Origin of the sequence: Pseudarthrobacter sp. L1SW, from assembly GCF_020809045.1 — a bacterium.
GTDB lineage: Bacteria > Actinomycetota > Actinomycetes > Actinomycetales > Micrococcaceae > Arthrobacter.
The window spans coordinates 499,281-524,277 of sequence record NZ_CP078079.1 but is presented as its reverse complement, the minus strand read 5'-3'; the positions used below and the strand labels follow the sequence as shown (position 1 = coordinate 524,277).

Genomic DNA, 24,997 nt, shown 5'->3' with positions numbered 1-24,997 from the left:
ACCGGGGACGGGCGTTAAGCAGAAAAGCACCAGTTCCGAAGAACTGATGCTTCCCAGTGGTGGCTCCGACCGGCGTCGATCCGGTGACCTTTCGATTTTCAGTCGAACGCTCTACCAACTGAGCTACAGAGCCTAGGTGACTAGTCACCATGAGAGCCGGAATTGCTTCCAACAATCAGAGCGACCCTGACGGGACTTGAACCCGCGACCTCCGCCGTGACAGGGCGGCGCGCTAACCAACTGCGCTACAGGGCCTTGCTTTTCTTGCTTCCACAGTATCGCTACTGCTTTTTTCAAGGCCTCCAGCCTACCAGACATTTTCTGCCTGCTTGACCAGTTCCTTGCGTACCCCCAACGGGATTCGAACCCGTGCCGCCGCCGTGAAAGGGCGGTGTCCTAGGCCGCTAGACGATGGGGGCCAGAACCCGTTCGGAACAAAATAAAAGGCGTAAAGCGGGGCTTTCCGTCTTTGTCCTTTGCGTTTCTCCGAACTGGACTCTAAAACTATAGGGCCTAGGCAGGAATTATCCAAAATCGGCCAAAAACACCGCCACGGGGCGGACGGGACGAGTAAAGATGGACGGATGGATGCCGTAGCAGCGCTCAACGAGATCGCCTTCTGGCTGGAGCGCGGACGCGCCGCCACCTTCAAGGTCCAGGCGTTCCGCAAGGCGGCAGCGGCCATCAGCCCGTTGCCGCCGGAGGAAGTGGCCGCACGTGCCCGCAACGGCCGGCTGAAGTCAATGAAGGGCATTGGCGACCGGACGTACCAGGTGATCCGGCAGGCGGTGGAGGGCGAGGTCCCGGATTACCTCACCGACCTCCGCGAGAAGGGCGCCCAGCCGCTGGTTTCCGGCGGAGCTTCCATCCGGGAGGCCCTGCGGGGCGACCTGCACAGCCACAGCGAATGGTCCGACGGCGGCTCCCCCATCGAGCTGATGGTGGCGGCCGCCGGGGTGCTGGGCAGGGACTACCTCGCACTCACGGACCACTCGCCCAACCTCACCATCGCGAACGGCCTCTCGGCCGAACGCCTCCTGCAGCAGCTGGACGTGGTGGAATCCATCAACAGCGGCAATCCCGGCACCCACCCCGGGCTCGACGACGCGCAGGCTGCCGACCCGGTGCGGCTGCTGGCCGGCATCGAGGTGGACATCCTGGAATCCGGGGACCTGGACCAGGAACCTGAGCTGCTGGACCGCCTGGACATCGTGGTGGCCAGCGTTCATTCAAAGCTCCGCGCGGACGGCAGGACCATGACCCGGCGGATGCTCGGCGGAATCCAGGACCCGCACACCAACGTCCTGGGCCACTGCACCGGGCGCCTGGTGGAGGGATCGCGGGGCACGCGCCCGCCGTCGGAATTCGACGCCAAGGAGGTGTTCGCCGCCTGCGCCGAACACAACGTTGCGGTGGAGATCAACTCGCGGCCGGAGCGGCAGGACCCGCCGGACGCCCTGATCCAGCTGGCGCTCGATGCCGGCTGCCTGTTCTCCATCGACAGCGATGCCCACGCGCCGGGCCAACTGGACTTCCTGCAGTACGGAGCCGAGCGTGCCGAGCGGAACGGGGTCCCCGCTGACCGCATCATCACCACCTGGCCGGTGGAACGCCTCCTGGAATGGGCGGGCGCCCGGTAGTCACCGGCGGAACGGGCCTACTTGGCGGCGTCCGCGAGCTTCTGCCGGAAATCCGCCTTGGTGGTCAGCGTGAGCTTTTCGCCGTTGAGGAAAAAGGTGGGGGTTCCGGTCACGCCCAGCGCCTCGCCGTCCGCAATGTCGGCCAGGATGCGCTCCTCCGTCTTGGGGTCGGCCACTGCGGCATCGAACCGGGAAAGGTCCAGTCCCAACTGCTCGGCGTAGGTGCGGAAGAGGGGAGCCTGGGACTGCTGGCTCCCGGCCCATTGCACCTGGGTTTCAAACAGCCGGTTCGCCATCTGCTGGTACTGCCCCTGCTGGCCGGCGGCCTCGGCTGCCAGGGCCGCCTGCCCCGAATTCGGGTGGGCGGACAAGGGGAAGTGCCGGTGGACGAACGTGATCCTGTCTCCGAACTCCGCCTTGAATTCCTCCACCACCGGGTGGATGGAACCGCAGGACGGGCATTCGAAATCGAGGAACTCCACCAACTGTGCCTTCTCCACGGCCGGGCTGGTCAGCCGGTGGCTGTCCGTCCGCACGAGCTGCTCGGCACCTCCCGGCTGGGGCGCCGATTCCGGTGGCTTCCCCAGCGTCAGCACCGAGTACCAGGCAACACAACCGGCCACAATCAGCGCAAGGATGATCCAGATGACCTTCCTGGCAAGGCGTGCAGAATCGCGGGGTGGAGCCGGGTTTGAGACCATAAACCGCATCCTAGCCGAGGAGCCGGTACCCGGGGCTGCGGGGGCGGCCCGCCTTTTGGCAGGAACTTGCCCAGACATGGCTGATTTCCGCCAGCCAGCAACACCGGCACGCCGCTAGATTTGCCTCATGCCTTCAACCAGCCCCGCCAGCCGGACCACCACCGCACCACCCCAGGCCGCCGCCACCCGGGTGAAGGCGCTCGGGGTGGCCTCCATGGTGGTTACCGTGGTCCTCTGGGCATCGGCCTTTGTGGGTATCCGGGCAATCGGCCCGCACTTTTCCCCCGGCTCCCTGACGCTCGGCAGGCTGGCGATTGCCGCCGTCGTCCTGGCCGTGCTGGTCCTCCCCCAACTGCTGAAGAGCCGGCTGCTTCCCCGGGGCCGGGAATGGTGGCCCATCCTGGGCTACGGAGTGATGTGGTTCGGCGGGTACAACGTGGCGCTGAACGCCGCAGAGCATGTGCTTGACGCCGGAACCAGTGCCCTGCTGATCAATGTCAACCCGATCCTGGTGGCCATCATGGCCGGCATTTTCCTCAAGGAAGGCTTCCCGCGCTGGCTGATCATCGGGAGCCTGGTTGCCTTCGCCGGGGTGGCACTCATCGCCTTCGGGTCCGGCCAGGCGTCCATGCCCGGGGGACGCACGACGGCGGACGTCGCAGGCGTGCTGCTATGCCTCCTTGCCGCCGTGCTCGCCGCAGTCAGCGTCATCATCCAGAAGCCTGTGCTGCGGAAGTTTCCCGCCGCACAGGCCACGTGGTTCGGGATCGTTGTGGGCGCGCTGTGTTGCCTGCCCTTTGCCGGCCAGCTGATCAGCGAAGTGCAGGCGGCCCCGCCGCAGGCAACCTGGGGGCTCGCCTACCTGGGCGTCTTCCCAACAGCGATCGCCTTCACCACCTGGGCGTACGCGCTCTCGCTGGTGGACGCCGGGAAGCTGGCGGCCACCACTTATCTGGTACCCGGCACCACCATCCTGATTTCCTGGCTGCTGCTCGGTGAAATTCCCGCCGTCCTGGGCCTGGTTGGCGGGCTGGTGTGCCTGGTGGGCGTGGGGCTGACCCGGCGCAGGAGCCGGAATCCGAGAGGCGCCGGGCCGTCCGCTTCCCGCTAAAATCCATGTATGCCAGCCAGCCTGCCGCCGGGCCTGCCGATCGTTCCTGAGGGCCCCAGCGAGCCCCTTCGCTTCACCATGCCCGAGGACGAGTTCGAGGCGGCGGTCCAGGACGCCCTGGATAGCATTCCGGAAAAGTTGGCGGGCGCCATGGACAACGTGGCGGTCTTCATCGAGGACGACTACGTGCCAAAACCCGGAGAGGACCCGGACACGGTCCTGCTGGGGCTCTATGAGGGCGTGCCGTTGACCGAACGTGATTCCTGGTGGGACGCCGGCTCGCTGCCGGACAGGATCACCATCTACCGCGAACCCATCCTGGAGATCTGCTCCTCCCGGGAGGACGTCATCCATGAAGTTGCGGTGACGGTTGTGCACGAAATCGCGCACCACTTCGGGATCGACGACCATCGGCTGCACGAGCTCGGCTGGGGCTAGCCTTGTAGGCATGGGACACGACCACAGCCACACCCACGGAATCACTGCGACGGGCCGGCACCGGAAACGGCTGGTGGCCGTCCTGGTGATCACGCTCGTGGTGGTCCTGGTCCAGGTGGCGGGCGCCGTCCTTTCCGGATCATTGTCCCTGCTGGCCGATGCCGGCCACATGCTCTCCGACGCCGCGGGGGTGACCATCGCCCTGCTGGCCGCGTGGATAGCGGGACGCCCTGCCAGCGACCAGAGAACCTATGGCTACCAGCGCGCCGAGGTGCTGGCCGCACTGGCCAACGCATTGATCCTGATCGTGATCTCCGTGGTCATCTTCACCGAAGCGGTGCGCCGGATCGGGGCGGCACCCGAGGTGCAGACCGGCATCATGCTGTTCGCCGCCATCCTCGGCGCGGCCGCCAATGTGGCGTCCCTCCTGATCCTGCACGGCGCCCACCAGGAGAGCCTGAACGTGCGGGGCGCCTACCTGGAGGTGCTGGGCGACCTGCTGGGATCGTTTGCCGTGATTGCCGCAGCCGTTGTGATCATGGTGACCGGCTTCCAGGCCGCGGACACCATCGCTTCCGTGGTGATCGCCCTCCTGATCCTGCCCCGGGCCTGGTCGCTGCTCCGCGACGTGGTGGATGTCCTGCTGGAGGCCAGCCCCAAGGGCGTAGAAGTACAGATGATCCGTGAGCACATCCTGTCCGTCGACGGCGTCACGGACGTGCATGACATCCACATCTGGACCATCACCTCCGGCGTTCCAGTCTTCTCCGCGCACGTGGTGGTGGAGGACGGGGTGCTCAACGCCCGCGGCGCGGACCAACTGCTGGACAAGCTGATCACCTGCCTGGGCTCGCACTTCGACACCGACCACTGCACCTTCCAGCTGGAACCTGCCAGCCATTCCGAACACGAGGCCCACCAGCACGCCTAGCAAAAGCGTTCGGCGCCCCGCTGTCCGGAACACGGGAACGACACGCCGACCCTTTGGTGCAATCAAATGACACTCATGTGCTTTATGTTATTGATGTGACTCCTGTTGCCAAAGTGCAATCCGTCACGTAGCCTCGGACTGCTGGCGGGCATCAGGGGGGCAGGTGTGTGCCCCCGGACCTCCAGCCCTACCGCTTCGAGGTTTCCTGCAGATGGTTTCAAACAAATCCCAGCGCACGTCACTGCGCACGTCCTTTCTGGGCACGACCCTGCGCGTTTCCTTCTTAGGCACTTCCTTGCGCAAGTCCGCCGCAGTGTGTGCCGCCGTCGTCATGCTGGGGACTGCGGCAGCGCCCGCAGGCGCCCTGCCCGCGCCACAGCGGCCCTCCATCTCCGTCCCGGCCTCACCCGAGATCCCCTCGGCCGAGGACATCGCCGCAGCGAAATCCAGCGAGGCCGCCGCGGCGGACCAGGTGGCCGCGATCGAACGGATCCTTGGCTCCGCGGCAGAATCCCAGCAGGCCGCCTTTGCCGTGGCGATGCAGGCCAACAATGCCTACAGCGAAGCCCTGGTGGAGTTGCAGCAGCGCAGTTCTGCAGCGGCCGCGGCATCAGCCAGGGCCGCGACGGCCCAGGAGCAGCAGGACAAGACCCGCAGGCAGGTGGGGCAGCTGGCCGGCGACCTCTACCGCAACGGCGGGCTGAACCCCACGCTGGGCACATTCGCCAGCGGGGGCGGCGAAACCCTGGAGCAGGCAGCCACCCTCCAGGCCCTTGCGGCAAGCCGGAGCCGGGCCTTTGAAGCTGCAGATGCCGCCGCGGAAGCGTCACGCTCCCTGACCACGGCAGCGCAGGAAGCCACGAAGGCCGCCGACGAGGCCGCGCGGACAGCCGAAACCCGTAAATCCCAGGCGGACGCGGCCAACACAGCCTCCGCCAAAGCCGTGGCGGACGCCAGGGCACAGCGCACTGTCCTGGTGGACCAGCTCGCCCAACTACGGAACACCACCGTGGCGCTTGAGTCGGCCCGGGTGGACGCCCTGGACCGGCAGCGGGAGGAAGCCCGGCTGGCGGCGCTGACGGCAGCGGCAGAAAAAGCCGCGTCGGAGGCGGAAACCCGGGAGCAGCGCACCACGGCGGACAACCGGCCCGCCGCTGCGGCACCGGCGGCCCCGGCGGTCCCGGCAGTTCCCGCTCCCGCAGCTCCCCCACCCGCGGCTGCTCCCGCACCGGCGGCGCCAGCCCCGCAGGCCCCAGCCCCGGCACCTGCCCCAGCCCCGGCACCAGCTCCGGCGGCTCCGGCACCCGCCCCGGCACCCGCCCCGGCACCCGCACCCGCCCCACCGCTTGGCGGAGGAACCTACGAGGCAGCCATCTCGGCGGCCCTGGGCAAGGTGGGCGCGCCCTACTACTACCAGTGGGGCGGTACCGGTCCCTACGGTTTTGACTGCTCGGGGCTGGTGCAGACGGCGTTCGCGGCCGCCGGGAAGTACCTCCCGCGCACGGCCGCGCAGCAGTACGCCTCCGCCTCCACCCACGTACCCATCTCCCAGGCGCGGCGCGGCGACCTGCTGGTGTGGGGATCGCCGTCGAACTTCTACCATGTGGCCATCTACCTGGGGAACGGGCAGGTGGTCCACGCACTGAACCCGCAGGAGGGCATAGCGGTGACCCAGCTCAGCGCACTGGCCGGGATGCAGCTCCACCCGTACGCCGCACGCTACTAGCGCGGTTCAGCTCAGTACGTCCTTGGTGACAAACCGGCCGTAGGCGAGGGCTCCGAACACGGCGACGTATCCCGCCTGCAGCAGGGCGTTGCTGGCGAACGAGTCCCACAGGACGGGCTGGCGGAGCAGGTCCCCGAAGCCCAGCCAGTAGTGGCTGAACAGCCATGGGTGCAGCCACTCAAGCTGTGGCAACTGGTCGAGGACCTGGGACACCACGGAGAGCACCACCGTGGCGGCCATGGCACCCACCGGAACCACGGTGAGGGTGGACAGGAACAGCCCGATCGCGGACAGCCCGGCCAGGGAGACGGCCAGGTACGCGGCGATCAGGAGGAGGCGGAGCGCGGCCTCCGGCGGCTGGATGACGTCCCCTGACAGCAGTGTCACCGGTCCCACGGGGAAAAGCGCCGTCCCGATGATGGCCCCGGCAAGGGCCACCGTGAGCGGTGCGGCGAGGCAGAAGGCCAGCGCTCCGGCATACTTCACCAGGAGCAGGCGGACACGGCCCGTCGGGGCAACCAGCAGGTACCTCAGTGTTCCCAGGTTTGCCTCGCCCGCGATGGTATCCCCCGCCACCACGCCCACCGTGAGCGGCAGGAACAGCGGGACGGACACCAGCATGGCGGTGAACGCCACGAACAGGCCGTTCTGCGTAATGCGGTCCAGGAAGGCCGGACCACGCCCGGGAGGAACGGCCGAGGAGACCCGGACGGCCACCGCAATCAGGACCGGAATGGCGGCCAGCGCCAGCAGCAGGGCCCAGGTTCTCCTGCGCCGGAACAGTACGGCGATTTCCGAACCCAGAAGGGACCAGCCGGCTCCGCGCGGGAGCGCCGCGGCCTTGACCGCGGATGTTTCCCGGCCCTTGTCCCGGTTCTGGTCCTGCTCCTGGTCCGGCACGCTACTGGGCAACATCGAACCCCTCCCCCGTCAAGGCGACAAACCGGTCCTCCAGGCTCTCCCGTTCCACCGCAAAGCCGCGGACCCGGACACCAGCCCTTACCAGCTCCGCCACCAGGTCCTCCGGGGCAGGCCGTCCCGCCCCGGAGCCCGGGACGGCAAGGGCGGCCGTCACCACGTGCCCGTCCGGCTGGGCCGGTCCCTCCTCCGGCGCCAGGCCCAGCCGGACCAGGACCTCCGATGCCTGGCCAGCGTCCGGCGTCACCAGCCGCATGCGCGAACTCCCGGACCGGCGCAGGTCCGGCAGCGGGCCCTGGGCCACCAGCTTGCCCGCGCTCATGACGGCGGCATGGGTGCAGATCTGTTCCACTTCAGCCAGCAGGTGGCTGGAAACAAAAACGGTGGTCCCGTCTGCTGCCAGGGACCGGACCAGGTTCCGCACTTCCCGGGTCCCTTGCGGGTCCAGGCCGTTGGTGGGCTCATCCAGCACCAGCAGTTCGCGGGGGGACAGCAGGGCGTTGGCGATCCCCAGCCGTTGCTTCATGCCCAGCGAATAGGCATGGACGCGCTTGCCGGCGGCGTGGCTGAGCCCCACGCGTTCCAGCGCCGCCTCCACCCGTGCCTTACGCGTTGCGGGATCGGCGTGCCGGCCCGCGGCGTCCAGCCGGTGGAGGTTCGCCGTTCCCGACAGGAACGGGTAGAAGGCCGGTCCCTCCACAAGCGCCCCGACGCGCGGCAGGACATCCTGGAAGCTGCCCGGCATGTCCCTTCCGAACAGCGTGACCGTTCCGGCGGAAGCGGCCGCGAGGCCCAGCAGCATCCGGATGGTGGTTGTCTTTCCGGATCCGTTGGGCCCCAGGAAGCCGAAGACAGCGCCGGGCGGCACGGCAAGATCCAGGCTGTCCACCGCCACCTGCCGGCCAAAATGCTTTGTCAGCCCGCGTGTTTCGATCGTCAGGCCGTACGCCCAGGGCCCGCGAAGCCCTGCCGCGCCGGTCACGGGGCCGAGGCGGCGGCTTGCAGTGCGTCCGCCGGGACCATGCCCGCAAGGATGCGGCCGTCGTCGGTGAGCAGGACGTTGAAGAGTGCAGTGGAAAGCAGCCGCCCGCCAGGAACAACGACGGCGGCCTGGGCCAGCACCGGATTCTGTGCCAGCGCTTTGCCCAGGGCAGCGGCGGCGTCGGTTCCTGCCGGAAGTTCCGCGATGGTTTCCCATCCTGCCCCTGCCAGGTAGGGCCGGGCCTTTTCCTGGGCATCGGCGGCAAGCTGGTCCGGGGTGATGTGCATTCCGGGATCCCGGGGGTAGCCCGGGCCGTGCGGCAGGCCGTGTGAAGGCGGAAGCTGCAGTTCCTTCACCGTGCTGCCCGGCGGCGGGACGAAGGTGAAGAGGGCGTCATCCGGGGTGTCAAGGGACAGGCTGGTGAATCCGGCGCTGAACGCCGGCTCTGCGGCGCCCCGCGCGGTTACTTGCACGGAGAGCGGCATGCCGTTCCCGCCGTCGACGGCGATGGCCACTTTGCCAACAAGTGTCCCGCCTGTGCGGGGCTCAAGGACGAGGTTGTACGCGGGGCGGCCGGCCACCTGGAGGTCGGGGCCCACCGTTACGGCGGTCGAACTGTCCGCCGCGGCGAGGAACTTCCGAGCCAGTTCCTGGGGCGTCGGCGGCACCGGCATTCCACCCGGGACGGGATCAGCGGGGGAAGTCGTGGGAGGCTGCTGGCCAGGGTCCATCAGCGGCAGGTCGCTGGCGTGGGCCGGCAGGGCCAGGTGCGCCGCCGTGTTGTCCTTGGACGAGTAGAACCAGACGTCATTGCCGTGCCGGATGACGTCCCGTTCCGCGAGCCGGTCCACCACCTGGACGCGCGCCTTGTCCTTGCCGTCCATGAAGATCCGTGCAGTGTGGCGGCCGGTGAGGAACTCAACCGCGGACGCTGCCCCGCCGGCCGACGCCGGACCGGACGCAGGACCGGTTGCCGGCAACTCCGGCAACCCCAGGTCCGAGGACTGTTCCAGGGTGCCTGAGAAGGTGTGCGCGGTGTGGGAGCCGAAGAGGGCGATCACTTCCGCCGGGGTCTTCTCCGGAAGGGGATCGCCGGCCCGCGCGGGGAGGGATCCAACCAGGACGCCAGCCGCTATCACCGCAGGAACAGCCACTGCAGGAATCCATCGCAAATAGGACCGTTTCATGCCGCGGTCCCGCGACGCGGCCATGTTCCGGTAGCTTGCATACCGGCCGCCCATTGTCCGGCCGTCTCCGTCATTGGAGCCCATAATCCAAGGGTACGCCTCAGGACCGCTCGCTTCACCTGCCCGGCGGCCCGCAGGGGGCTAAGCAGGCACTATGGTTCCTGCCCCGCCGTCGACCGTAATTCTTTGTCCCGTGGCAAGCCGGGAGGTGGCCTCCGGAACCCCCACGACGGCGGGAATGCCATACTCCCGGGCCACCACGGCACCGTGCGAATTGGGCCCGCCCATTTCCATCACCAGGCCGCCGGCCGTCAGGAACAAGGGGGTCCAGCCGGGATCGGTGGACGGCGCCACCAGGATCTCCCCGGGTTCAAGGTGGGCACCCACCGGGTCCAGGATTACCCGGGCGGGACCCGTGGCCGAGCCCGCTGATGCGGGGCTGCCGGACAGCGCACCGTTCGCAGCGCCGCCGGCCGCTCCCGCAGCCGCAGCGTGGAGCACCTCGGGCTCGGTGCCGTCCGACAGCAGGACCCTGGGGATGTGCCGCCGGCCAAGTTCGCTGGTGTAGGCGGCGCGCCGCTCCAGGACGAGCTCGCGCAGCCTCCGCGGCTGGCTGGTTCCATTCGCGGCGCCGCTAACCAAGGCCTCCCGGGCCTCCCCGAAATCGAGGAAGAAGATGTCGTCCGCGTGCTCCAGCCAACCGGCGGACTCCAGCACGGCTCCCACCTGGGCCACCTGTTTGCGTACTTCGGCGAGGCCCAGGACCAGCTGGTACTTGGGCAGTTCCCGCAGCCCGGCGAACAACCTGGTGCGGCGCAGTGCAGCGGCAACCAGCAGCGCACGCATCCTGCCGCGGCGCCGGGCCTCGGCAACCAGCCGCTCCACTTCCCCCTCTGCCTCGGCGTTCGCCCTGCTGAACTGCACGTCCGGCGCCAGTGCGGGATCAGTGAGGCGCAGGTAGTTGGCCAAGACACCCAGGATGTGCGTGGGGTCATCGGACCAGCGTGGCAGGCCCACATCGATTTCGGCCACCGCACGTTGCCCGTAGCGGTCAAGGAACCGCACCAGGCCCGCATGCAGGACAGGAGGCAGGTTGCCGGCCTTGAACTCCGCCGCCAGGTCCGCTGGCTGCCCCTCCTCCAGGGCCCTGCGCGACTCGCGGTCATCCTTGACAGCGGATGCCAGCCGCCACAGGTCCAGGTCCATCTCGGTGGTGACGTTCTGCGGCAGGCCCCGGAGAACCTTCTCCAGGTCCTTCCAGCGGTCCCGGCCCCCGAGAAGCTTTCCGGCCATCCACAGCGCCGCAAATCCCAGTGCGGGCAGGGGCAGGATGGCGGGGACCACCGCAAACAGCCGGTTGCCCAGGATCTGCTCTGCATGGTCGAGCCGCTGGACCGGTCCCGCCCCCGCCTCCAGCTCGAGGCCGTCCGCGAATTGCTGCGTGAAGCGGTCCAGCCGGCGCAGCGCTGCCTTGGGCCGGAGCAGTCCCCGGAGCACCGACTCTGGGACCCGGGCACGTACGGCGGCGGGCAGGACATGGCGCAGCAGTCCGAACGGGGTCCTGCGGGTCACCGAAAACCGGGGGTCCGTAAAAACCTGGCGCAGCACCATGGCGGACCTGGCTTCCATAACGTCGAAGATCCGCGGAAGGAGCCGGCGCCCCACACTGCTCCTGACCGGCGTTGTGAGGTCAAAGTAAAGGCGCTGCGCCGCCTCCGCGTACGGGGGTGGACCGAGCCGGGGGTCCGGAACGGCGAAACCTGCCGCCTTGGCCACGGAGGAACCAATGAGCCGCAGCGACGCCAGGCCCATGGGGGTGAGGGGGCGGGTGAGGCCCTGGGCCAGGCTGAAGCACAAGTACACCCTTGTTCCTCCGCCTCCGGACCGGCGTTCCGGCACCGGGAACAGTGTTGTGATGGGCCTGGACTGGGTCAACCAGAGTGCGCCACGGGTGTCGATGGCCCATTCGGTGTCCTGCGGTGCACCAAAATGCCTTTCCGCCCGCATTCCCAACGCTGCAAGCCCAATGGCCTGGCCGTCCGTAAGGCTGGACGCATTCGCCTGGCCCGGCATGTCCCGCACCTCGGTTCCGCCGCCGGGAAGGGGCCGGGCAATGACGCGTTTATCCCCCAGTCTTCGCTCGAGGACCCTCGATTTTTCGGTGTCCACCACAAAGTGGTCCGGATTGACCGCCCCTGAAACCACTGCTTCACCGAGCCCCGGGGCAGCATCGATCACAGCCTCCCGGCGCCTGCCTGTCAGTGGATTGGCCGTGAACATCACCCCGGCCGCCTGGGCGTCAACCATCCGCTGGACTACGACGGCGAGGGCTACTTCGTGCGGTTTGATCCCCAGGGCGGCCCGGTAGGCCACCGCCCGGTCCGTCCAGAGCGAGGCCCAGCAGTCCCGCACGGCCCCAAGGACGGCATCACTGCCGATGACATTCAGGTAGGTGTCCTGCTGGCCGGCGAAGCTCGCGAACGGAAGGTCCTCTGCAGTGGCGGAGGACCGTACCGCCACCGGAGCCGCTGTTCCCAGCGCCGCATATGCCTGCTCCACGGCGGCCACGATCCGCGGCGGAACCGGGATGGCCCGGATGGACTCCCGTGCCCTGCCGGCCAACACAGCGAGTTCGGCGTCCCGGCCGGGGGTTCCCGGGCGCAGGGCGGCCTGGCGGCTGCCCAGTTCTGCGAGCACGCCGTCCTGGACGGTCCTGGTGGCCTCCCTGTAAGCCGCCGTGGTGAGGCAGAACCCTTCCGGCACGGGCAGCCCGGCTGCCATCAGCTCGCCGAGGTTGGCCGCCTTGCCTCCCACCAGCGGAAGCATGCTGCCATCAACCTGGTTGAGGCCCAGGATCAAGGCAGGGGCCGTGTCCCCCGCATGTTGGCGGGTAACCTCCCCGGCCTTTCCTGATGGTTCGGCGGCCATCGCGGCGCTCCCGGCAGCAGGATCTTGTCAGGAGCCGAGAACGGGGCCGAACTTGGCGCGGTCCGCCAACCGGGGGTCTTCACGGTCCGGAACCACCATGACGGGGCCCTTGGCATGGTGGAGTATGCCATCGGACGTGGAGCCCAGGAGCATTCCGGTGAAGCCACCCCGGCCGCGGGTGCCCACCACCACCAGTTCCACATGCCGGCTTTCCTCGACGAGGACGTCCACCGGCGAACCGTCCTTCAGCTCCGATTCGGTGTGAAGATTGGGGAAGTGGCTGCGCAGCCACGCCATGCCGGCGTCCAGGGTCACCTGGATATCGGCGAAAAGGGCTTTGCGGTCCATGGGAGCCGGCACCCACGCCAGGGAGCCGCTGTACTGCGGCACTGCACAGACCACGCGCAGGGTTGCGCCCAGGCGTTCCGCCTGGTCTGCCGCCTCCAGGACGGCCACCCGCGCCTGCTCCGAGCCGTCAACGCCCACCACCACCACATTCTCCACGCGCTGGTGCCCGGCTTTGGCCTGCTCTGCCTTGATGCGCCTGTCCTCGGTGGTTTCGCCCAGCCGGTCCGCGCAGATCAGCGGCACGGTCACGGTGGGGCATTTGGCGTGGGCTGGCAGGGCGCTGCTCACCGAACCGAGGAGCCTGCCCACAAAACCGCCGCGGCCGCGGGTGCCAAACACCAGGAGCTCGGCAGTCTGGGACATCTCCAGAAGTACTCCGGAGGCATCGCCGTTCTCCACGGATGCGGTGACATCGAGGTCGTAGGTGGAGATCTTGTCCAGGGCCTGCTTGACCACCGCCTCGGCGCCCTCACGGATCACCGAGTCGTCCACGGTTGCATAACCGCCGTCGAGGCCCGATGCGGCGAAGATCGGCACCGAGTAGGCGGTGACGATATGCAGCGGACGGCGCCGGCGCTGGGCCTCGCGCGCTGCCCACACAAGCGCGCACTGGCCGTGGTCTGAGCCATCCACGCCAACAACGATCCCCTCGGGAGCAGCAGTGCTGCCGCCGTCCTGCGGGTCCGGATGCAACTCTTGTGCGCCCATGGGGCCGCCTCCTCGCGATACTGCCTGATGTTGCGGCTATTCTGCCAGAAACCGGACCCTTCCCCGTGCACCCGTACCCCGGCCTGAGCTGGGAAGGAAGGCCTGCTTCCGCTTCCCACTATTCTCCGTCGCCGGTGCCATAGCAAGCCTGTCCGGACCGGGAAACGCCGGGTTATCCACAGGCGCTCCAGCGGTCCGGGAAAGCGCCTTCAAGGCGTGGGAAGGTGTTTTCGGTTTGGGCTATCCACCGCCGGAAATGTTCTGTAGTCTTCAGGACATTGTTGGTCCGGGACGCCTACTGCCTCTTTTCGCCAGGGCTGCCCGCCAACGTACTGCGGCCGGACTTTGGGGGTAACGGGACGCATGCGGGCGAGGACGCCTGCACCTGCCGAAACTTCGAAGGAGGGAAACTGTAGTGTCAAGCATGCCTGGGAATGCCGGGACCGAGCAGACCACCACCGTGATCATTGGCACGGGCCTCTCCGGGCTTGCCGTGGCCGCTGAGCTGTGCCGCCGCGGGGTGGACTCGATTGTGGTGGACGGACTGGACATCCTTGGCGCCGCACAGCCGGCCAACACCGCTTCACTGCAACGCTGCGACGCGGCGGATTCCGCCACCCTCCGCGAGCGGAACGAGATCCTGCGGCACCTGCGCAATTACGCCGCCAGCCATGCCGTGGACGTGCGGCACACCACCCGCGCTGTCCAGTTGACCATGCTGGATGGTCCTGGAACCGCCGCTCCGCAGTGGGAAGTCCACACCCCTACCGGCATTCTGGTGGCCGACCATATTGTCCTGACCCGCTGCGCCCACAGCCAGTTGCGGCGCATGATCAACGACTTCGGGATCGCCGTGGGCCGGAACCTCGCCGCTGCCATGCGGGCAATCGGCATCTACCTGGTGGGCGTGGGCGAGCTCATCACCCCATCACCCAAAGAGGTCCTGCGCCAGGCCAAGACCGTGGGCCAGGCGATTTCCGCAAAAGTCCATCCGGACAGCGTCGCCTTCCCGGGCACCGGAAGCTTCGCGGCCCTGCCCTGCTAGCGTCAGCGAAGGCGCCCGCCGGTGCCCGTCAGCCCTCCTCGTCCGTGCCGGCCGTGAGCCTGCGCCTGGCGAGGACGGCAAGGGTAGCCAGCAGCCCTGCCGCGACGGCGGCGAAAATGACGATGCTCCACTGGAACGGCTGCCCGGCGTCCGCCGGGTCCGCGGGTTCAGCGGTGGTTCCGGGCTGCGCCGTCCCCATGGCCGGAGCGGTGCCAGGAACCGTACCGGCCGCCGTCGGACTTCCTGCCGGTGATGCGCCCGGCGCGGCGGAAGCGGCCGTAAAAACAAACGTCCCCTCGATGGGGTGCGAGTCCGAACTGACCACGCGCCAGGCGACGGTGTACTGCCCGGCCGGGCCTCCCGCCCTGACCTTCTGTGACGCCACGTTGTCCACGATCTCCACGGGACCGTCCGCCCACTCGGCGCCGGCGGCGTCCTTGACGGAGATGGAGGCACCAATCCCCAGCGGATTCTTGTTGAACGTGACCGAAACCTGTTCCGGGGGCGCGGTAACCGAGGCGCCCTGTGCGGGGCTGGTGGACTCGGCGGCGTCATGCGCGGCTGCGGGCCCGGCAAGGCCCAGCACGGCAGCGGCGAAAACGAGGATTCCAAGCCCAAGGGCCAGGATCCGGCGGCGGATGGGACGCATGCTGTGGGGGCTCCTTGTGTTGGCTTCCTTACAGACTAGGCGAAATTGCCTGCCGCCCAGCCGCCGTCCCCATAGGATTCAGGTATCCCCACAGACTTCCCCGGAGGACTAATGCTTAAGCAAGGCTCTGCCCTGGACCGGTATTTCAAGATCACCGAACGCGGTTCCAACCTTTCCCGCGAGATCCGCGGCGGCTTCGCCACGTTCTTCGCCATGAGCTACATCGTGGTGCTGAACCCCCTGATCCTCTCCGGACCGGACTCCAGCGGCACCACGCTGGGGTTCACCGCCGTTGCCGCCGTAACGGCCTTCGTGGCCGGCCTCCTCACCATCCTGATGGGCGCCTGGGCGCGGCACCCCTTCGCGCTCGCCACGGGCCTGGGCGTCAACGCCTTTGTAGCCGTCACTGTTGCCACCAATCCTGAACTGACGTGGCCGGACATGATGGGCCTGGTGGTCCTGTCCGGCGTCACCATGCTGATCCTGGTGCTCACCGGGTTCCGCACCGCCGTCTTCAAAGCCGTTCCGGACGGGCTGAAGACGGCCATTGTGGTGGGCATCGGGCTGTTCATCGCCCTGATCGGGCTGGTCAATGCCGGCTTCGTCCGCCGTATCCCCGACGTGGCCGGCACCACCGTCCCCGTGGGACTGGGCTTCGACGGGAAGCTCCTGGGCTGGCCCACCGCCGTGTTCGTTTTCGGCCTGATCCTGACCATCGCCCTGGTGGTCCGCAAGGTCAAGGGCGCCATCCTGATCGGCATCATCACCTCCACCATCATCTCCGTGCTCCTGGAGATGACCCTGCATATCGGACCGAGCTTCGACGGCAAAACCTCCAACCCGCAGGGCTGGTCCCTGGTGGCGCCCACGTTCACCGAATGGGCGGCCCCGGACCTGTCCCTGATCGGCAAGGCAAACCCGTTCGGCGCCTTTGAGCACCTGGGCTTCGTTGCCGCCTCGCTGCTGGCGTTCGTGATCCTGCTGAGCATCTTCTTCGACGCCATGGGAACGATGGTGGGCCTGGCCAACGAGGCCGGAACCGTTGACGAACACGGCAATATCCCCGACGTGGACCGCGTCCTCCAGGTGGACGCGCTGGGCGCGATCGTGGGCGGCGGCGCATCCGTATCCTCCAACCAGATCTACGTCGAAGCCGGCGCCGGCATCGGCGAGGGCGCGCGCACCGGCGTTGCCTCGATCGTCACCGGCCTGCTGTTCCTGGTGGCCATGTTCTTCACCCCGCTGATCAACCTGGTGCCCTTCGAGGCTGTTGCCCCGGCACTGGTGGTGGTGGGCTTCATGATGGTGTCCCAGGTGGGGAAGATCGACTGGCAGGACTGGGGCATCGCGATCCCGGCCTTCCTGACCTTCACGCTGATGCCGTTCACCTACTCCATCGCCAACGGCCTGGGCGCCGGGTTCATCGCCTTTGTGCTGATCCGCACTGTCCAGGGCCGAATTAAGGAGATCCACCCGCTGATGTGGGCGGTGGCGGCTGCCTTCCTGCTGTTCTTCGCCGTCGGCCCCATCGAGGCCGCCCTGGGCATGCTGTAGCCCTGCACCGCCGCCTACACCGGCGTGTTGGGGGCAAGCCCCTCGTCACCGGACACCACACGGGCCTTCCTCTCGCGCATCCTGTCCAGCCGGTTCATCAAGGGTGAGGTGGTGGCGCCGTGGATCACGATGGACAGCGCCACCACCAGCCCCACGAACGCCCAGAGCCACTCCGCCTGGTCGGCGAACTTGCCTTTCCCCAGCGCATAGGCGAGGTAGTAGAGCGAGCCGATCCCCCGGATCCCGAAGAAGGACAGGGCAATCCGCTCCCGCGGGCCGGTCTTGCCGCCCAGCAGCCCCACCCAGCCGGCCAGCGGGCGGACCAGCAGCAGGAATGCCAGGGCCACCAGCACCTCGGCCCAGCCGATGCCTTCCAGGAGCCCGCGGGCAATCGCGCCGCCCAGCAGGACCAGGATCACCACCGTGAGGAGCCGCTCCAGCTGCTCCACGTAGGAGTGCAGCACGCGGTGGTACCCGTGGGTGCGTTCGGCGGCGCGGATGGTGACGGCGCAGACGAACACCGCAATGAATCCGTAGCCCTCGATCATCTCGGTCACGCCGTAGGCCAGGAACGTGGCAGCGAGCGCCACGAAGCCCTCCGAATGGTTGGACAGCCGCAGGCTCTCGGCGCGGGCGGAGAAGAACAGCCGGGCCAGGACCTTTCCGGTCAGGAAGCCAAGCAGCAGTCCAAGGGCCAGGCGCCACAGGACGTCCACGCCGAACCATGCCGGGAACCATTCCAGCGGGGACGAACCCACGATGCTGATGGCTATCGCCAGGTAGACAAAGGGGAAGGCCAGCCCGTCATTGAGGCCGGCTTCGGAAGTGAGCCCGAAACGGACCTCGTCCTCCTTGTCGGTGCCGTCGTCGTGGTCCGCCGGTTCACCCACCTGCACCTCCGAGGCCAGGACCGGGTCCGTGGGCGCGAGGCTGGAGGCCACCAGCAGGGCAGCTCCCAGGCCCAGGCCCAGGAACCACAGGCCCAGCAGGGTCAGCGCAATGATGCACAGCGGCATGGCGATTCCCAGGAGCCGCCACGTAGTGGCCCAGCGCTGGCGTCCCACCGGCCGGTCCAGCGCCAGTCCGGCGCCCATCAGCGAGATGATCACGCAGACCTCGGCAAGGTGCAGGACGAAGTCGCCGTGCGCCACCGGGTCCGGATCGGGAAGTGTGGGGATCAGCGCGAACGCGGCCATCCCCGCCCCGAGAAACACCATTGGCATGGAAAAAGGCATGTCGCGCAGGAGTTTGGGGAGGACGGCGGCCACGAAAACAGCCGCGCCCGCGGCCGCAAACAGGATACTGGGGGCTTCAAACATTCTGTGCTCTCCGGCCTGGTTCTCATGCGCCGTACGGCGCAGGCAAGGTAACGCGGTCCCCGGGGAGGGACTGCTCCACCATAGCCCCTGCTCCCTGGCGGGCTCCTTGCCAATGCCAGTGGTCTTGGATTCCGGACATCACGACGGCGGCGCTGCTGGTTTTCGCGGTTCGCATGCGGTGAGCTGGGGACATGGCCCTTTCGATACCTGCCGTTGATGTCCCGCCCCAGCCCTGGAAGGGCAGGTTCGACGGCGACGACGTCGGCCACCGCCGCTGGTGGCAGGCGGTGGTTCCGTATGGAAGCGAGGCGGAGGCGGGTGCCCTTCGCGGGGGCGTGGAACAGACACCACAACCGGTTGCCCTGCTGGGCTTCGCCAGCGACGAGGGCGTGCGCCGGAACAAGGGCCGCCCCGGTGCGGCGGCAGCGCCCGCCGCCATCCGCAACGCCCTGGGGCCCCTGGCGTTCCACCTGGACCGGACCGTGGCCGACGCGGGGGATGTCGTGGTGTCCGGCGGCGCGCTTGAAGCCGGCCAGGAACGGGCCGGCCGGGCTGTCACCTCGCTGCTCGACTCCGGACAGCTCACCGCGGTGCTGGGCGGCGGCCACGAGACCGCGTTTGCCAGTTACCTGGGGGTCAGTTCCTCCGCGGCGGTGCAGGGCGGGCAGCGGCTTGGCATCCTGAATCTCGACGCCCACTTCGACCTGCGCGACGAGCCCGCCCCCAGCTCCGGGACACCGTTCCTCCAGATGGCCCGCGCTGAAGCCGCCGCCGGGCGCGATTTCCGCTACGCCGTCGTCGGAATCTCTGAACCCAACAACACGCGCGCCCTCTTCGATACTGCCCGGATGCTGGGCGTGCAGTACCTGCTGGACGAGGACTGCGGTGCGGAGCGCGTCGGGGACTTCGTGGCGGGGTTCCTGGCCGGCGTCGACGTGCTGTACCTGACCATCGACCTTGATGTGCTGCCGGCCGCGGTGGCGCCGGGCGTGAGCGCACCCGCCGCGTACGGCGTGCCGCTGCCTGTCATCAGTGCGGTGTGCCGGCAGGTGGCCGCGTCGGGGAAGCTGGTGCACCTCGACATCGCGGAGCTGAACCCGGAGTTTGACATCGACGGCCGGACCGCACGGGTGGCGGCGCGCCTGCTGGACACCCTGCTGCGCTGAGCCGGACCTCCCGGGGGCCGGCTACCGGCCCTTGAGGACGTAGCGCCGCTCCGGCCGGCCCACGCCGTACTTGAGCCTGACCTCCAGCGTCCCTTCGTCGTGCAGGTACTCGAGGTAGCGGCGGGCGCTGACGCGGGAGGTTCCGAGCTGCTCCGCGACCTCAGCCGCGGAGAGATCGCCTTCGGCGGAGTTGAGGGTGGCTTCCACGAGCTTGAGCGTTTCGATGCTGCAGCCCTTGGGAAGGGGCCGGTCCGTGCGGTCCAGGCCGAACACACGGTTGACGTCCGACTGCTCGGCCACGTCCTTGGCTGAGTCCAGGCCATGGTAGGCGCTCCGGTAATGCTCCAGCCGCTCCTGGAGGTCGGATTGGGAAAACGGCTTGATGAGATAGTGCACGATGCCGCCGCGGAGGGCCTTGCGCACGGTCTCCACTTCCCGGGCGGCGCTGATCACCAGCACGTCGAGTTCGGGGGCAACCTCCCGCAGCCGGTGCATTAGCTCCAGCCCGTTGATGTCCGGCAGGTGGATGTCCAGCAGCACAAGGTCCGGCTGCAGGCGTTCTGTTTCGACCACTGCCCGGGCCCCGGTGTGGGCCACCCCCACCACGGTGAAGCCCGGCGTCCGCTGGATGAAGCCGGCGTGGACCTTGGCCACCATAAAGTCGTCGTCGACGATCAGCACGTTGATCATGGCTTCATTGCCCCTCTCCTGAGTTGTGCGGTGAAGACTGCGCCGTTGTCATTCGCCACCGTCAGGTCCCCGCCGGAGCGCCGGCAGACCACCCTTGAGAGGGCCAGCCCGAAGCCGCGGCCCTCAGCGGGCCCTGCTTCCTTGGTGGAAAACCCCTGCCGGAAGATGTCCTCCACGGCCTCGCCGGGAACCCCTGGCCCGGTGTCCCGGACGGTGACGGTGACGTGGTCCTTGCCGTCCTCCACCAGCACCCTGACGGCGGCCTCCGGAAGCCCCGTGACGGCGTCGAACGCGTTGTCCACCAGGTTCCCCACCACCGTGGTGAGGTCCCGGGACAGCTCGTCGCTGACCGGGCGCAGCGTGGACGCGGGGTCAAGCTGCAGCGCCACGCCGCGTTCGGTGGCGAGGCTGGACTTGGCAATCAGCAGGGCGGCGAGCGCGGGGTCCTGGATCCGGCTGGTCACTTCGTCATTCAGCCTGGTCCGGTCCACCGTGGCGCCGTTGACGAACTGCACCACGGAATCGTATTCGCCGATTTGGATCAGGCCGGAGATGACGTGCAGCTGGTTGGCGAACTCGTGGGCCTGGGCGCGCAGCGTGTCCGTGGCGGTCCGGGTGGCACCGAGCTCACGCTCGAGGGAGGACAGCTCCGTCCGGTCCCTCAGCGTGGTGACGGAGCCGATGTCCCGGCCGCGCGAACGGATGGGAACACGGTTGAGCACCACCAGCCGCTCCCCCACCAGGACCAGCTGGTCCGGGTCCGGCTGTTCCCGGGTGAGGACCACCTTGAGCGCCGGGTCGACGGGCAGGGACGCGAGCCTCTTGCCTACGCAGTCCGCCGGCAGGCCCAGCAGTTTCCGTGCGCTGTCATTCGCCACGGTGACGCGCTCATTGGGGTCCAGCGCCACCACGCCTTCCTTCAGTCCGTGCAGCATCGCCTCGCGGTTTTCCACCAGCCCGGTGATCTCGCTGGGCTCCATGCCCAGGGTCTGCCGCTTGACGCGGCGGGCGAGCAGCAGGGACCCGGCAACGCCCAGGACGCTGGCCACGCCGAGGTATGTCAAGAGGTTGGGCACGGCGTCTCCCAGCCGTTCAAGGGTGGACGGGTAATTGCGGCCGATGGCGGCGATCCCGATCATCTTTCCCGCATCATCGAGGACCGGCACGTGGGCGGACAGGACGGCGTTGCCGCCTTGGTCCACCACGCCGGTCCAGGCGCGCCCTTCCATGACCCGGCTGGCCCCCAGTTCCAGCGGGTTGCCCAGCAGGCCGGGATCGCTGGAGGCCACCACCGTGCGGTCCAGCTTGGCAAGCGTGACGTTGGACGAGCCCGAGACGGTGCGGACGGACTCTGCCACTGCCGGGAGCGCTGAACCGACCCGCGGCTGGGCATCCGGCAGCAGCGCCCGTACCGCCGGGTTGTTGCCGAGGGCTTCAGCTGCAGAGAGCGCCCTGCGGCCTTCCGTCCGTTCAAAGGCGGCAGCGGACTGGGCAAGGGAGATGGCCACCACCGCCACAAGCACGGCCAGGACGATCAGCAACTGCAGCACAAGGTACTGTCCGGCGAGGGACATTCCTCTTCGTCGAGTCACTCCGGGAATTCCTTTTGTTCTTTGATGCCTGATCCTGGTGCCTGGTCCTGGTGCTTTGGCCGGCCCTGCGGCAGTACCGGGAACTATATCCCACCCGTGCCCCGCCATTAGCGCTGTCCAGCGCCAAGGTGGGGCGCCGGAAACGTGAACGCAATGAACTTAACTTTCTCTGCGTACACAAGAGTGAGGTCCGTCACTGCGGGCCCTAGCATCGGAAGCACAGATCAGGTCCGCTGATCATCCTGTAGAGAATTGCATTACTGAGAAGAGGAACACCATGCGCCAGATCCGCGCATTGCGAGTCGCCGCCGTCGCCGCCGGCATCGCCCTTATGGCCACCGGCTGCGGCGCCACCGGCAAGAGCTCCACCGGCGCGGAAAGCTCCAGCGCCGCAGCCGGGCCCATCACCGGCCTGCAGATCATGGTCCCCAACACCCCGGGCGGCGGCTACGACACCACTGCCCGCGCTGCGGCCAAGGTCCTCGAGGACGAGAAGATCACCAGCAACACCGAGGTCTTCAACCTCGCCGGCGCCGGCGGCACCGTGGGCCTTGCCCGAGTGGTCAACGAAAAGGGCAACGGCGACCTCGCCATGCTCATGGGCCTTGGCGTGGTAGGAGCCAGCTACACCAACAAGTCGGAGTCCAAGCTGACCGAGACCACCCCGCTTGCACGGCTCATCGAAGAGCCCGGCGCCATCATGGTCAGCAAGGATTCCCCTTACAAGACCATCGACGACCTCGTGAAGGCCTGGAAGGCAGACCCGGGCTCCATCTCCGTGGGCGGCGGCTCCTCCCCCGGCGGCCCCGACCACCTCCTGCCCATGCAGCTCGCAGGCGCCGTGGGCATCGACGCCACCAAGGTGAACTTCGTTTCCTACGACGGCGGCGGGGACCTCCTGCCTGCGATCCTCGGCAACAAGCTTGGCTTTGCAGCCTCCGGTGCCGGCGAGTACCTGCAGCAGATCCAGTCCGGCGAAGTCCGGGTCCTGGCCACCAGCGGCGAAAAGCGCCTTGAGGGCGTGGACGCCCCCACGCTGAAGGAATCCAACATCGACCTGGTGTTCACCAACTGGCGCGGCATCGTGGCGCCTCCGGGCATCAGCGACGCTGACAAGGCATCCCTGATCGCAGCCCTTGAAAAGATGCACGCCACCGAGGGCTGGAAGGAAGCGCTGAAGACCCACAGCTGGACTGACGCCTTCATCACCGGCGACAAGTTTGAAACGTTCCTCACCGAGCAGGACAAGCGGGTGGCGGACGTCCTCACCAAGCTTGGGTTGGCGTGAGCTCCCTGACCACAGGCCTTAAGGGCCGCGCCGAGCTGGGAGTTTCCCTCCTGCTCGGCGCGGCCGGCGTCCTTGTCTTCCTGGACGCCAACGGCCTGGTAACCCCGTACTCCCAGTCGGACCCCGTGGGTCCCAAAACAGTTCCGTACATCGTGGCCGGCTTGCTGGTGGTATGCGCGGTCCTGCTGGCCATCAACGTGATGCGGGGCGGCCAGGGCGAGGCGGAAGGCGGCGAGGACGTTGACCTCACCCACCCCGCCGACTGGAAAACCGTCCTGCCCCTGGCGGGAGCCTTCATCCTGAACATCCTGCTCATCGACTGGGCCGGCTGGGTCATCTCCGGCACCGTCCTGTTCTGGGGCAGCGTCCTGGCACTGGGCAGCCGGCGCTACATCCGCGACGGGCTCATCTCCGTAGCCCTGTCCCTGCTGACCTTCTACGGCTTCTACCTCGGCCTTGGCATCGCACTGCCCGCCGGACTCCTGGAAGGAATCCTCTGATGGACGTCTGGTCCTCACTGATGGACGGTTTCGCCACCGCCCTCACCCCCATGAATCTCCTCTACGCCGTGATCGGCGTCATCCTGGGCACCGCCGTCGGAGTCCTCCCCGGACTCGGCCCGGCCATGACCGTGGCCCTGCTCCTGCCCGTCACCTACGCCCTTGAACCCACCAGCGCCTTCATCATGTTCGCCGGCATCTACTACGGCGGCATGTACGGCGGTTCCACCACATCGATCCTGCTGAATACACCCGGTGAATCGTCGTCCGTGGTCACTGCGATCGAGGGCAACAAAATGGCCAAGGCGGGACGCGCGGCGCAGGCGCTTGCGACGGCGGCCATCGGCTCGTTCGTCGCGGGCACCATCGGCACGGCCCTGCTGGCCGTCTGCGCCCCTATCGTGGTCAAGTTCGCCGTGAGCCTGGGTGCGCCCAGCTACTTCGCCATCATGGTCCTGGCCCTGCTGGCCGTCACCGCGGTCCTGGGTTCGTCCCGGCTGCGCGGCTTCGCCTCATTGGCCCTCGGCCTGGCCATCGGCCTGGTGGGTATGGACTCGGTCACCGGCCAGCGCCGCCTGACTTTCGGCCAGCCGCTCCTCGCCGACGGCCTGGACATCGTGGTGGTGGCCGTGGCCATCTTTGCCGTGGGTGAAGCCCTCTGGGTTGCAGCCCACCTGCGCCGCACGCCGCTGCACGTCATTCCCGTGGGCCGGCCCTGGATGGGCAAGAAGGACTGGAGCCGCTCCTGGAAGCCATGGCTTCGCGGCACCGCCTTCGGCTTCCCGTTCGGCGCACTCCCCGCCGGCGGCGCCGAGATCCCCACGTTCCTCTCCTACGTCACCGAGAAGCGCCTCACCAAGCACCCGGAAGAGTTCGGCAAGGGCGCCATCGAGGGCGTCGCCGGGCCGGAAGCGGCCAACAACGCTGCCGCCGCCGGCACCCTCACGCCCATGCTGGCACTGGGCCTGCCCACCAACGCCACGGCCGCCGTCATGCTGGCAGCCTTCACCTCCTACGGCATCCAGCCCGGCCCGCAGCTGTTCTCCAGCCAGGGACCGCTGGTGTGGGCGCTGATCGCAAGCCTGTTCATCGGCAACCTGCTGCTCCTGCTGATCAACCTGCCGCTGGCTCCCCTGTGGGCCAAGCTCCTGCAGCTCCCCCGGCCGTACCTGTACGCGGGCATCCTCTTCTTTGCCACGCTGGGCGCGTACTCGGTGAACCTGCAGGCGTTCGACCTGGTGATCCTGCTGGTGCTCGGTGCCCTCGGGTTCATGATGCGCCGGTTCGGGCTGCCCGTGCTGCCCCTCATCCTCGGCGTCATCCTGGGCCCGCGCATCGAAGGCCAGCTCCGCAAGACTTTGCAGCTCAGCGCCGGCGATCCGGCAGGGCTCTTCAGCGAGCCGATCGCCGTCGTGATCTACATCATCGTGGGGCTCATCCTGGCCTGGCCGCTGCTCTTCAAACTGGTGCGGCGGAACCGCCCGGCGCGCAGTTCACTGCTGCCCGCCAATTCCGGGGCAGCAGACTACAGCGACTGACCGCCCGGCAGTCCGCCGAAACCGAAGCCCCACATTCA

General features: G+C 68.0%; 21 protein-coding genes and 3 tRNA genes. 11 read left to right on the top strand and 13 right to left on the bottom strand.

All coding sequences use genetic code 11. The features are described from left to right. Window positions 1-57: 57 nt before the first annotated feature. The 3 genes from KTR40_RS02515 to KTR40_RS02505 form a co-directional block, all read right to left on the bottom strand. Window positions 58-133, bottom strand: a tRNA-Phe gene (locus KTR40_RS02515). Window positions 134-181: 48 nt separating this feature from the next. Continuing rightward, window positions 182-255: transfer RNA gene (locus tag KTR40_RS02510), tRNA-Asp, on the bottom strand. A 91-nt stretch (window positions 256-346) separates the two neighbouring features. Further along, window positions 347-419, bottom strand: a tRNA-Glu gene (locus tag KTR40_RS02505). A 165-nt stretch (window positions 420-584) separates the two neighbouring features. Between KTR40_RS02505 and KTR40_RS02500 the strand changes: the two genes are divergently transcribed. Beyond that, on the top strand, window positions 585-1,640 hold the full coding sequence (locus KTR40_RS02500) for a PHP domain-containing protein (protein ID WP_228405184.1): 1,056 nt from the start codon (window positions 585-587) through the stop codon (window positions 1,638-1,640). Between the two features lie 17 nt (window positions 1,641-1,657). Here the strand turns inward: KTR40_RS02500 and KTR40_RS02495 are convergent, their stop codons facing one another. Then, window positions 1,658-2,341: a thioredoxin domain-containing protein gene (locus tag KTR40_RS02495; protein ID WP_228405183.1), complete on the bottom strand. Its 684-nt coding sequence runs from the start codon at window positions 2,339-2,341 to the stop codon at window positions 1,658-1,660. Between the two features lie 127 nt (window positions 2,342-2,468). Between KTR40_RS02495 and KTR40_RS02490 the strand changes: the two genes are divergently transcribed. From KTR40_RS02490 to KTR40_RS02475, 4 genes are all read left to right on the top strand, one after another. Beyond that, a complete protein-coding gene (locus KTR40_RS02490; protein ID WP_228405182.1) occupies window positions 2,469-3,452 on the top strand; it encodes a DMT family transporter in 984 nt (327 codons plus the stop codon). Window positions 3,453-3,461: 9 nt separating this feature from the next. Beyond that, window positions 3,462-3,890 carry a metallopeptidase family protein gene (locus KTR40_RS02485; protein ID WP_139027700.1) on the top strand — a complete coding sequence of 143 codons (429 nt, stop codon included), beginning with the start codon at window positions 3,462-3,464 and terminating at the stop codon, window positions 3,888-3,890. A gap of 10 nt (window positions 3,891-3,900) precedes the next feature. After that, window positions 3,901-4,821, top strand: coding sequence for a cation diffusion facilitator family transporter (locus KTR40_RS02480; protein ID WP_139027699.1), 921 nt, complete (start codon window positions 3,901-3,903; stop codon window positions 4,819-4,821). Between the two features lie 331 nt (window positions 4,822-5,152). After that, window positions 5,153-6,547, top strand: coding sequence for a C40 family peptidase (locus tag KTR40_RS02475; protein ID WP_228406236.1), 1,395 nt, complete (start codon window positions 5,153-5,155; stop codon window positions 6,545-6,547). 6 nt (window positions 6,548-6,553) lie between these two features. On the opposite strand, the gene KTR40_RS02470 is transcribed toward KTR40_RS02475, so the two are convergent. The 5 genes from KTR40_RS02470 to KTR40_RS02450 are packed head-to-tail and all read right to left on the bottom strand — an operon-like array spanning window position 6,554 to window position 13,618. After that, the gene (locus KTR40_RS02470) at window positions 6,554-7,459 is read right to left on the bottom strand and encodes an ABC transporter permease (protein WP_370633204.1); all 906 of its coding nucleotides are present in this window, start codon (window positions 7,457-7,459) and stop codon (window positions 6,554-6,556) included. Continuing rightward, window positions 7,449-8,447 (bottom strand): ABC transporter ATP-binding protein, encoded by a 999-nt coding sequence (locus KTR40_RS02465; protein ID WP_228405180.1) that lies wholly within the window; start codon window positions 8,445-8,447, stop codon window positions 7,449-7,451. Before KTR40_RS02465 ends, KTR40_RS02470 begins: the two co-directional genes overlap by 11 nt. Further along, the gene (locus tag KTR40_RS02460; protein ID WP_306669398.1) at window positions 8,444-9,718 is read right to left on the bottom strand and encodes a hypothetical protein; all 1,275 of its coding nucleotides are present in this window, start codon (window positions 9,716-9,718) and stop codon (window positions 8,444-8,446) included. The genes KTR40_RS02465 and KTR40_RS02460 overlap by 4 nt, the downstream gene beginning before the upstream one ends. Window positions 9,719-9,775: 57 nt before the next feature. Further along, on the bottom strand, window positions 9,776-12,562 hold the full coding sequence (locus KTR40_RS02455; RefSeq protein WP_228405179.1) for a PEP/pyruvate-binding domain-containing protein: 2,787 nt from the start codon (window positions 12,560-12,562) through the stop codon (window positions 9,776-9,778). Between the two features lie 27 nt (window positions 12,563-12,589). Next, entirely contained in the window at window positions 12,590-13,618 is a 1,029-nt protein-coding gene (locus tag KTR40_RS02450; protein ID WP_139027696.1) for a universal stress protein, read from the bottom strand. 424 nt (window positions 13,619-14,042) lie between these two features. Between KTR40_RS02450 and KTR40_RS02445 the strand changes: the two genes are divergently transcribed. Then, complete coding sequence (locus tag KTR40_RS02445; RefSeq protein ID WP_139027750.1) at window positions 14,043-14,663, top strand: FAD-dependent monooxygenase; 621 nt, start codon at window positions 14,043-14,045, stop codon at window positions 14,661-14,663. A gap of 28 nt (window positions 14,664-14,691) precedes the next feature. On the opposite strand, the gene KTR40_RS02440 is transcribed toward KTR40_RS02445, so the two are convergent. Next, entirely contained in the window at window positions 14,692-15,312 is a 621-nt protein-coding gene (locus KTR40_RS02440; RefSeq protein ID WP_139027695.1) for a copper resistance CopC family protein, read from the bottom strand. 111 nt (window positions 15,313-15,423) lie between these two features. Between KTR40_RS02440 and KTR40_RS02435 the strand changes: the two genes are divergently transcribed. Beyond that, window positions 15,424-16,866 carry an NCS2 family permease gene (locus KTR40_RS02435; RefSeq protein WP_139027694.1) on the top strand — a complete coding sequence of 481 codons (1,443 nt, stop codon included), beginning with the start codon at window positions 15,424-15,426 and terminating at the stop codon, window positions 16,864-16,866. A gap of 14 nt (window positions 16,867-16,880) precedes the next feature. On the opposite strand, the gene KTR40_RS02430 is transcribed toward KTR40_RS02435, so the two are convergent. Further along, window positions 16,881-18,185, bottom strand: coding sequence for a sodium:proton antiporter (locus KTR40_RS02430; protein WP_228405178.1), 1,305 nt, complete (start codon window positions 18,183-18,185; stop codon window positions 16,881-16,883). Window positions 18,186-18,376: 191 nt separating this feature from the next. On the opposite strand from KTR40_RS02430, the gene hutG reads away from it, so the two are divergent. Next, window positions 18,377-19,351, top strand: a complete 975-nt coding sequence (gene hutG / locus KTR40_RS02425) for a formimidoylglutamase (protein WP_228405177.1) — start codon at window positions 18,377-18,379, stop codon at window positions 19,349-19,351. 21 nt (window positions 19,352-19,372) lie between these two features. Here hutG and KTR40_RS02420 read toward each other — a convergent pair whose 3' ends face one another. Further along, complete coding sequence (locus KTR40_RS02420; RefSeq protein WP_139027691.1) at window positions 19,373-20,041, bottom strand: response regulator; 669 nt, start codon at window positions 20,039-20,041, stop codon at window positions 19,373-19,375. Next, window positions 20,038-21,615, bottom strand: a complete 1,578-nt coding sequence (locus KTR40_RS02415) for a sensor histidine kinase (RefSeq protein WP_228406234.1) — start codon at window positions 21,613-21,615, stop codon at window positions 20,038-20,040. The genes KTR40_RS02420 and KTR40_RS02415 overlap by 4 nt, the downstream gene beginning before the upstream one ends. Window positions 21,616-21,910: 295 nt before the next feature. Here KTR40_RS02415 and KTR40_RS02410 point away from each other — a divergent pair, with 295 nt between their 5' ends. Genes KTR40_RS02410 through KTR40_RS02400 form a run of 3 tightly spaced genes read left to right on the top strand, consistent with a single transcriptional unit; the run spans window position 21,911 to window position 24,959 of the window. Then, window positions 21,911-22,921, top strand: a complete 1,011-nt coding sequence (locus KTR40_RS02410; protein ID WP_228405176.1) for a tripartite tricarboxylate transporter substrate binding protein — start codon at window positions 21,911-21,913, stop codon at window positions 22,919-22,921. After that, the gene (locus KTR40_RS02405; protein ID WP_139027689.1) at window positions 22,918-23,421 is read left to right on the top strand and encodes a tripartite tricarboxylate transporter TctB family protein; all 504 of its coding nucleotides are present in this window, start codon (window positions 22,918-22,920) and stop codon (window positions 23,419-23,421) included. Before KTR40_RS02410 ends, KTR40_RS02405 begins: the two co-directional genes overlap by 4 nt. Next, complete coding sequence (locus KTR40_RS02400; protein WP_139027688.1) at window positions 23,421-24,959, top strand: tripartite tricarboxylate transporter permease; 1,539 nt, start codon at window positions 23,421-23,423, stop codon at window positions 24,957-24,959. The genes KTR40_RS02405 and KTR40_RS02400 overlap by 1 nt, the downstream gene beginning before the upstream one ends. Window positions 24,960-24,997: the final 38 nt, after the last annotated feature.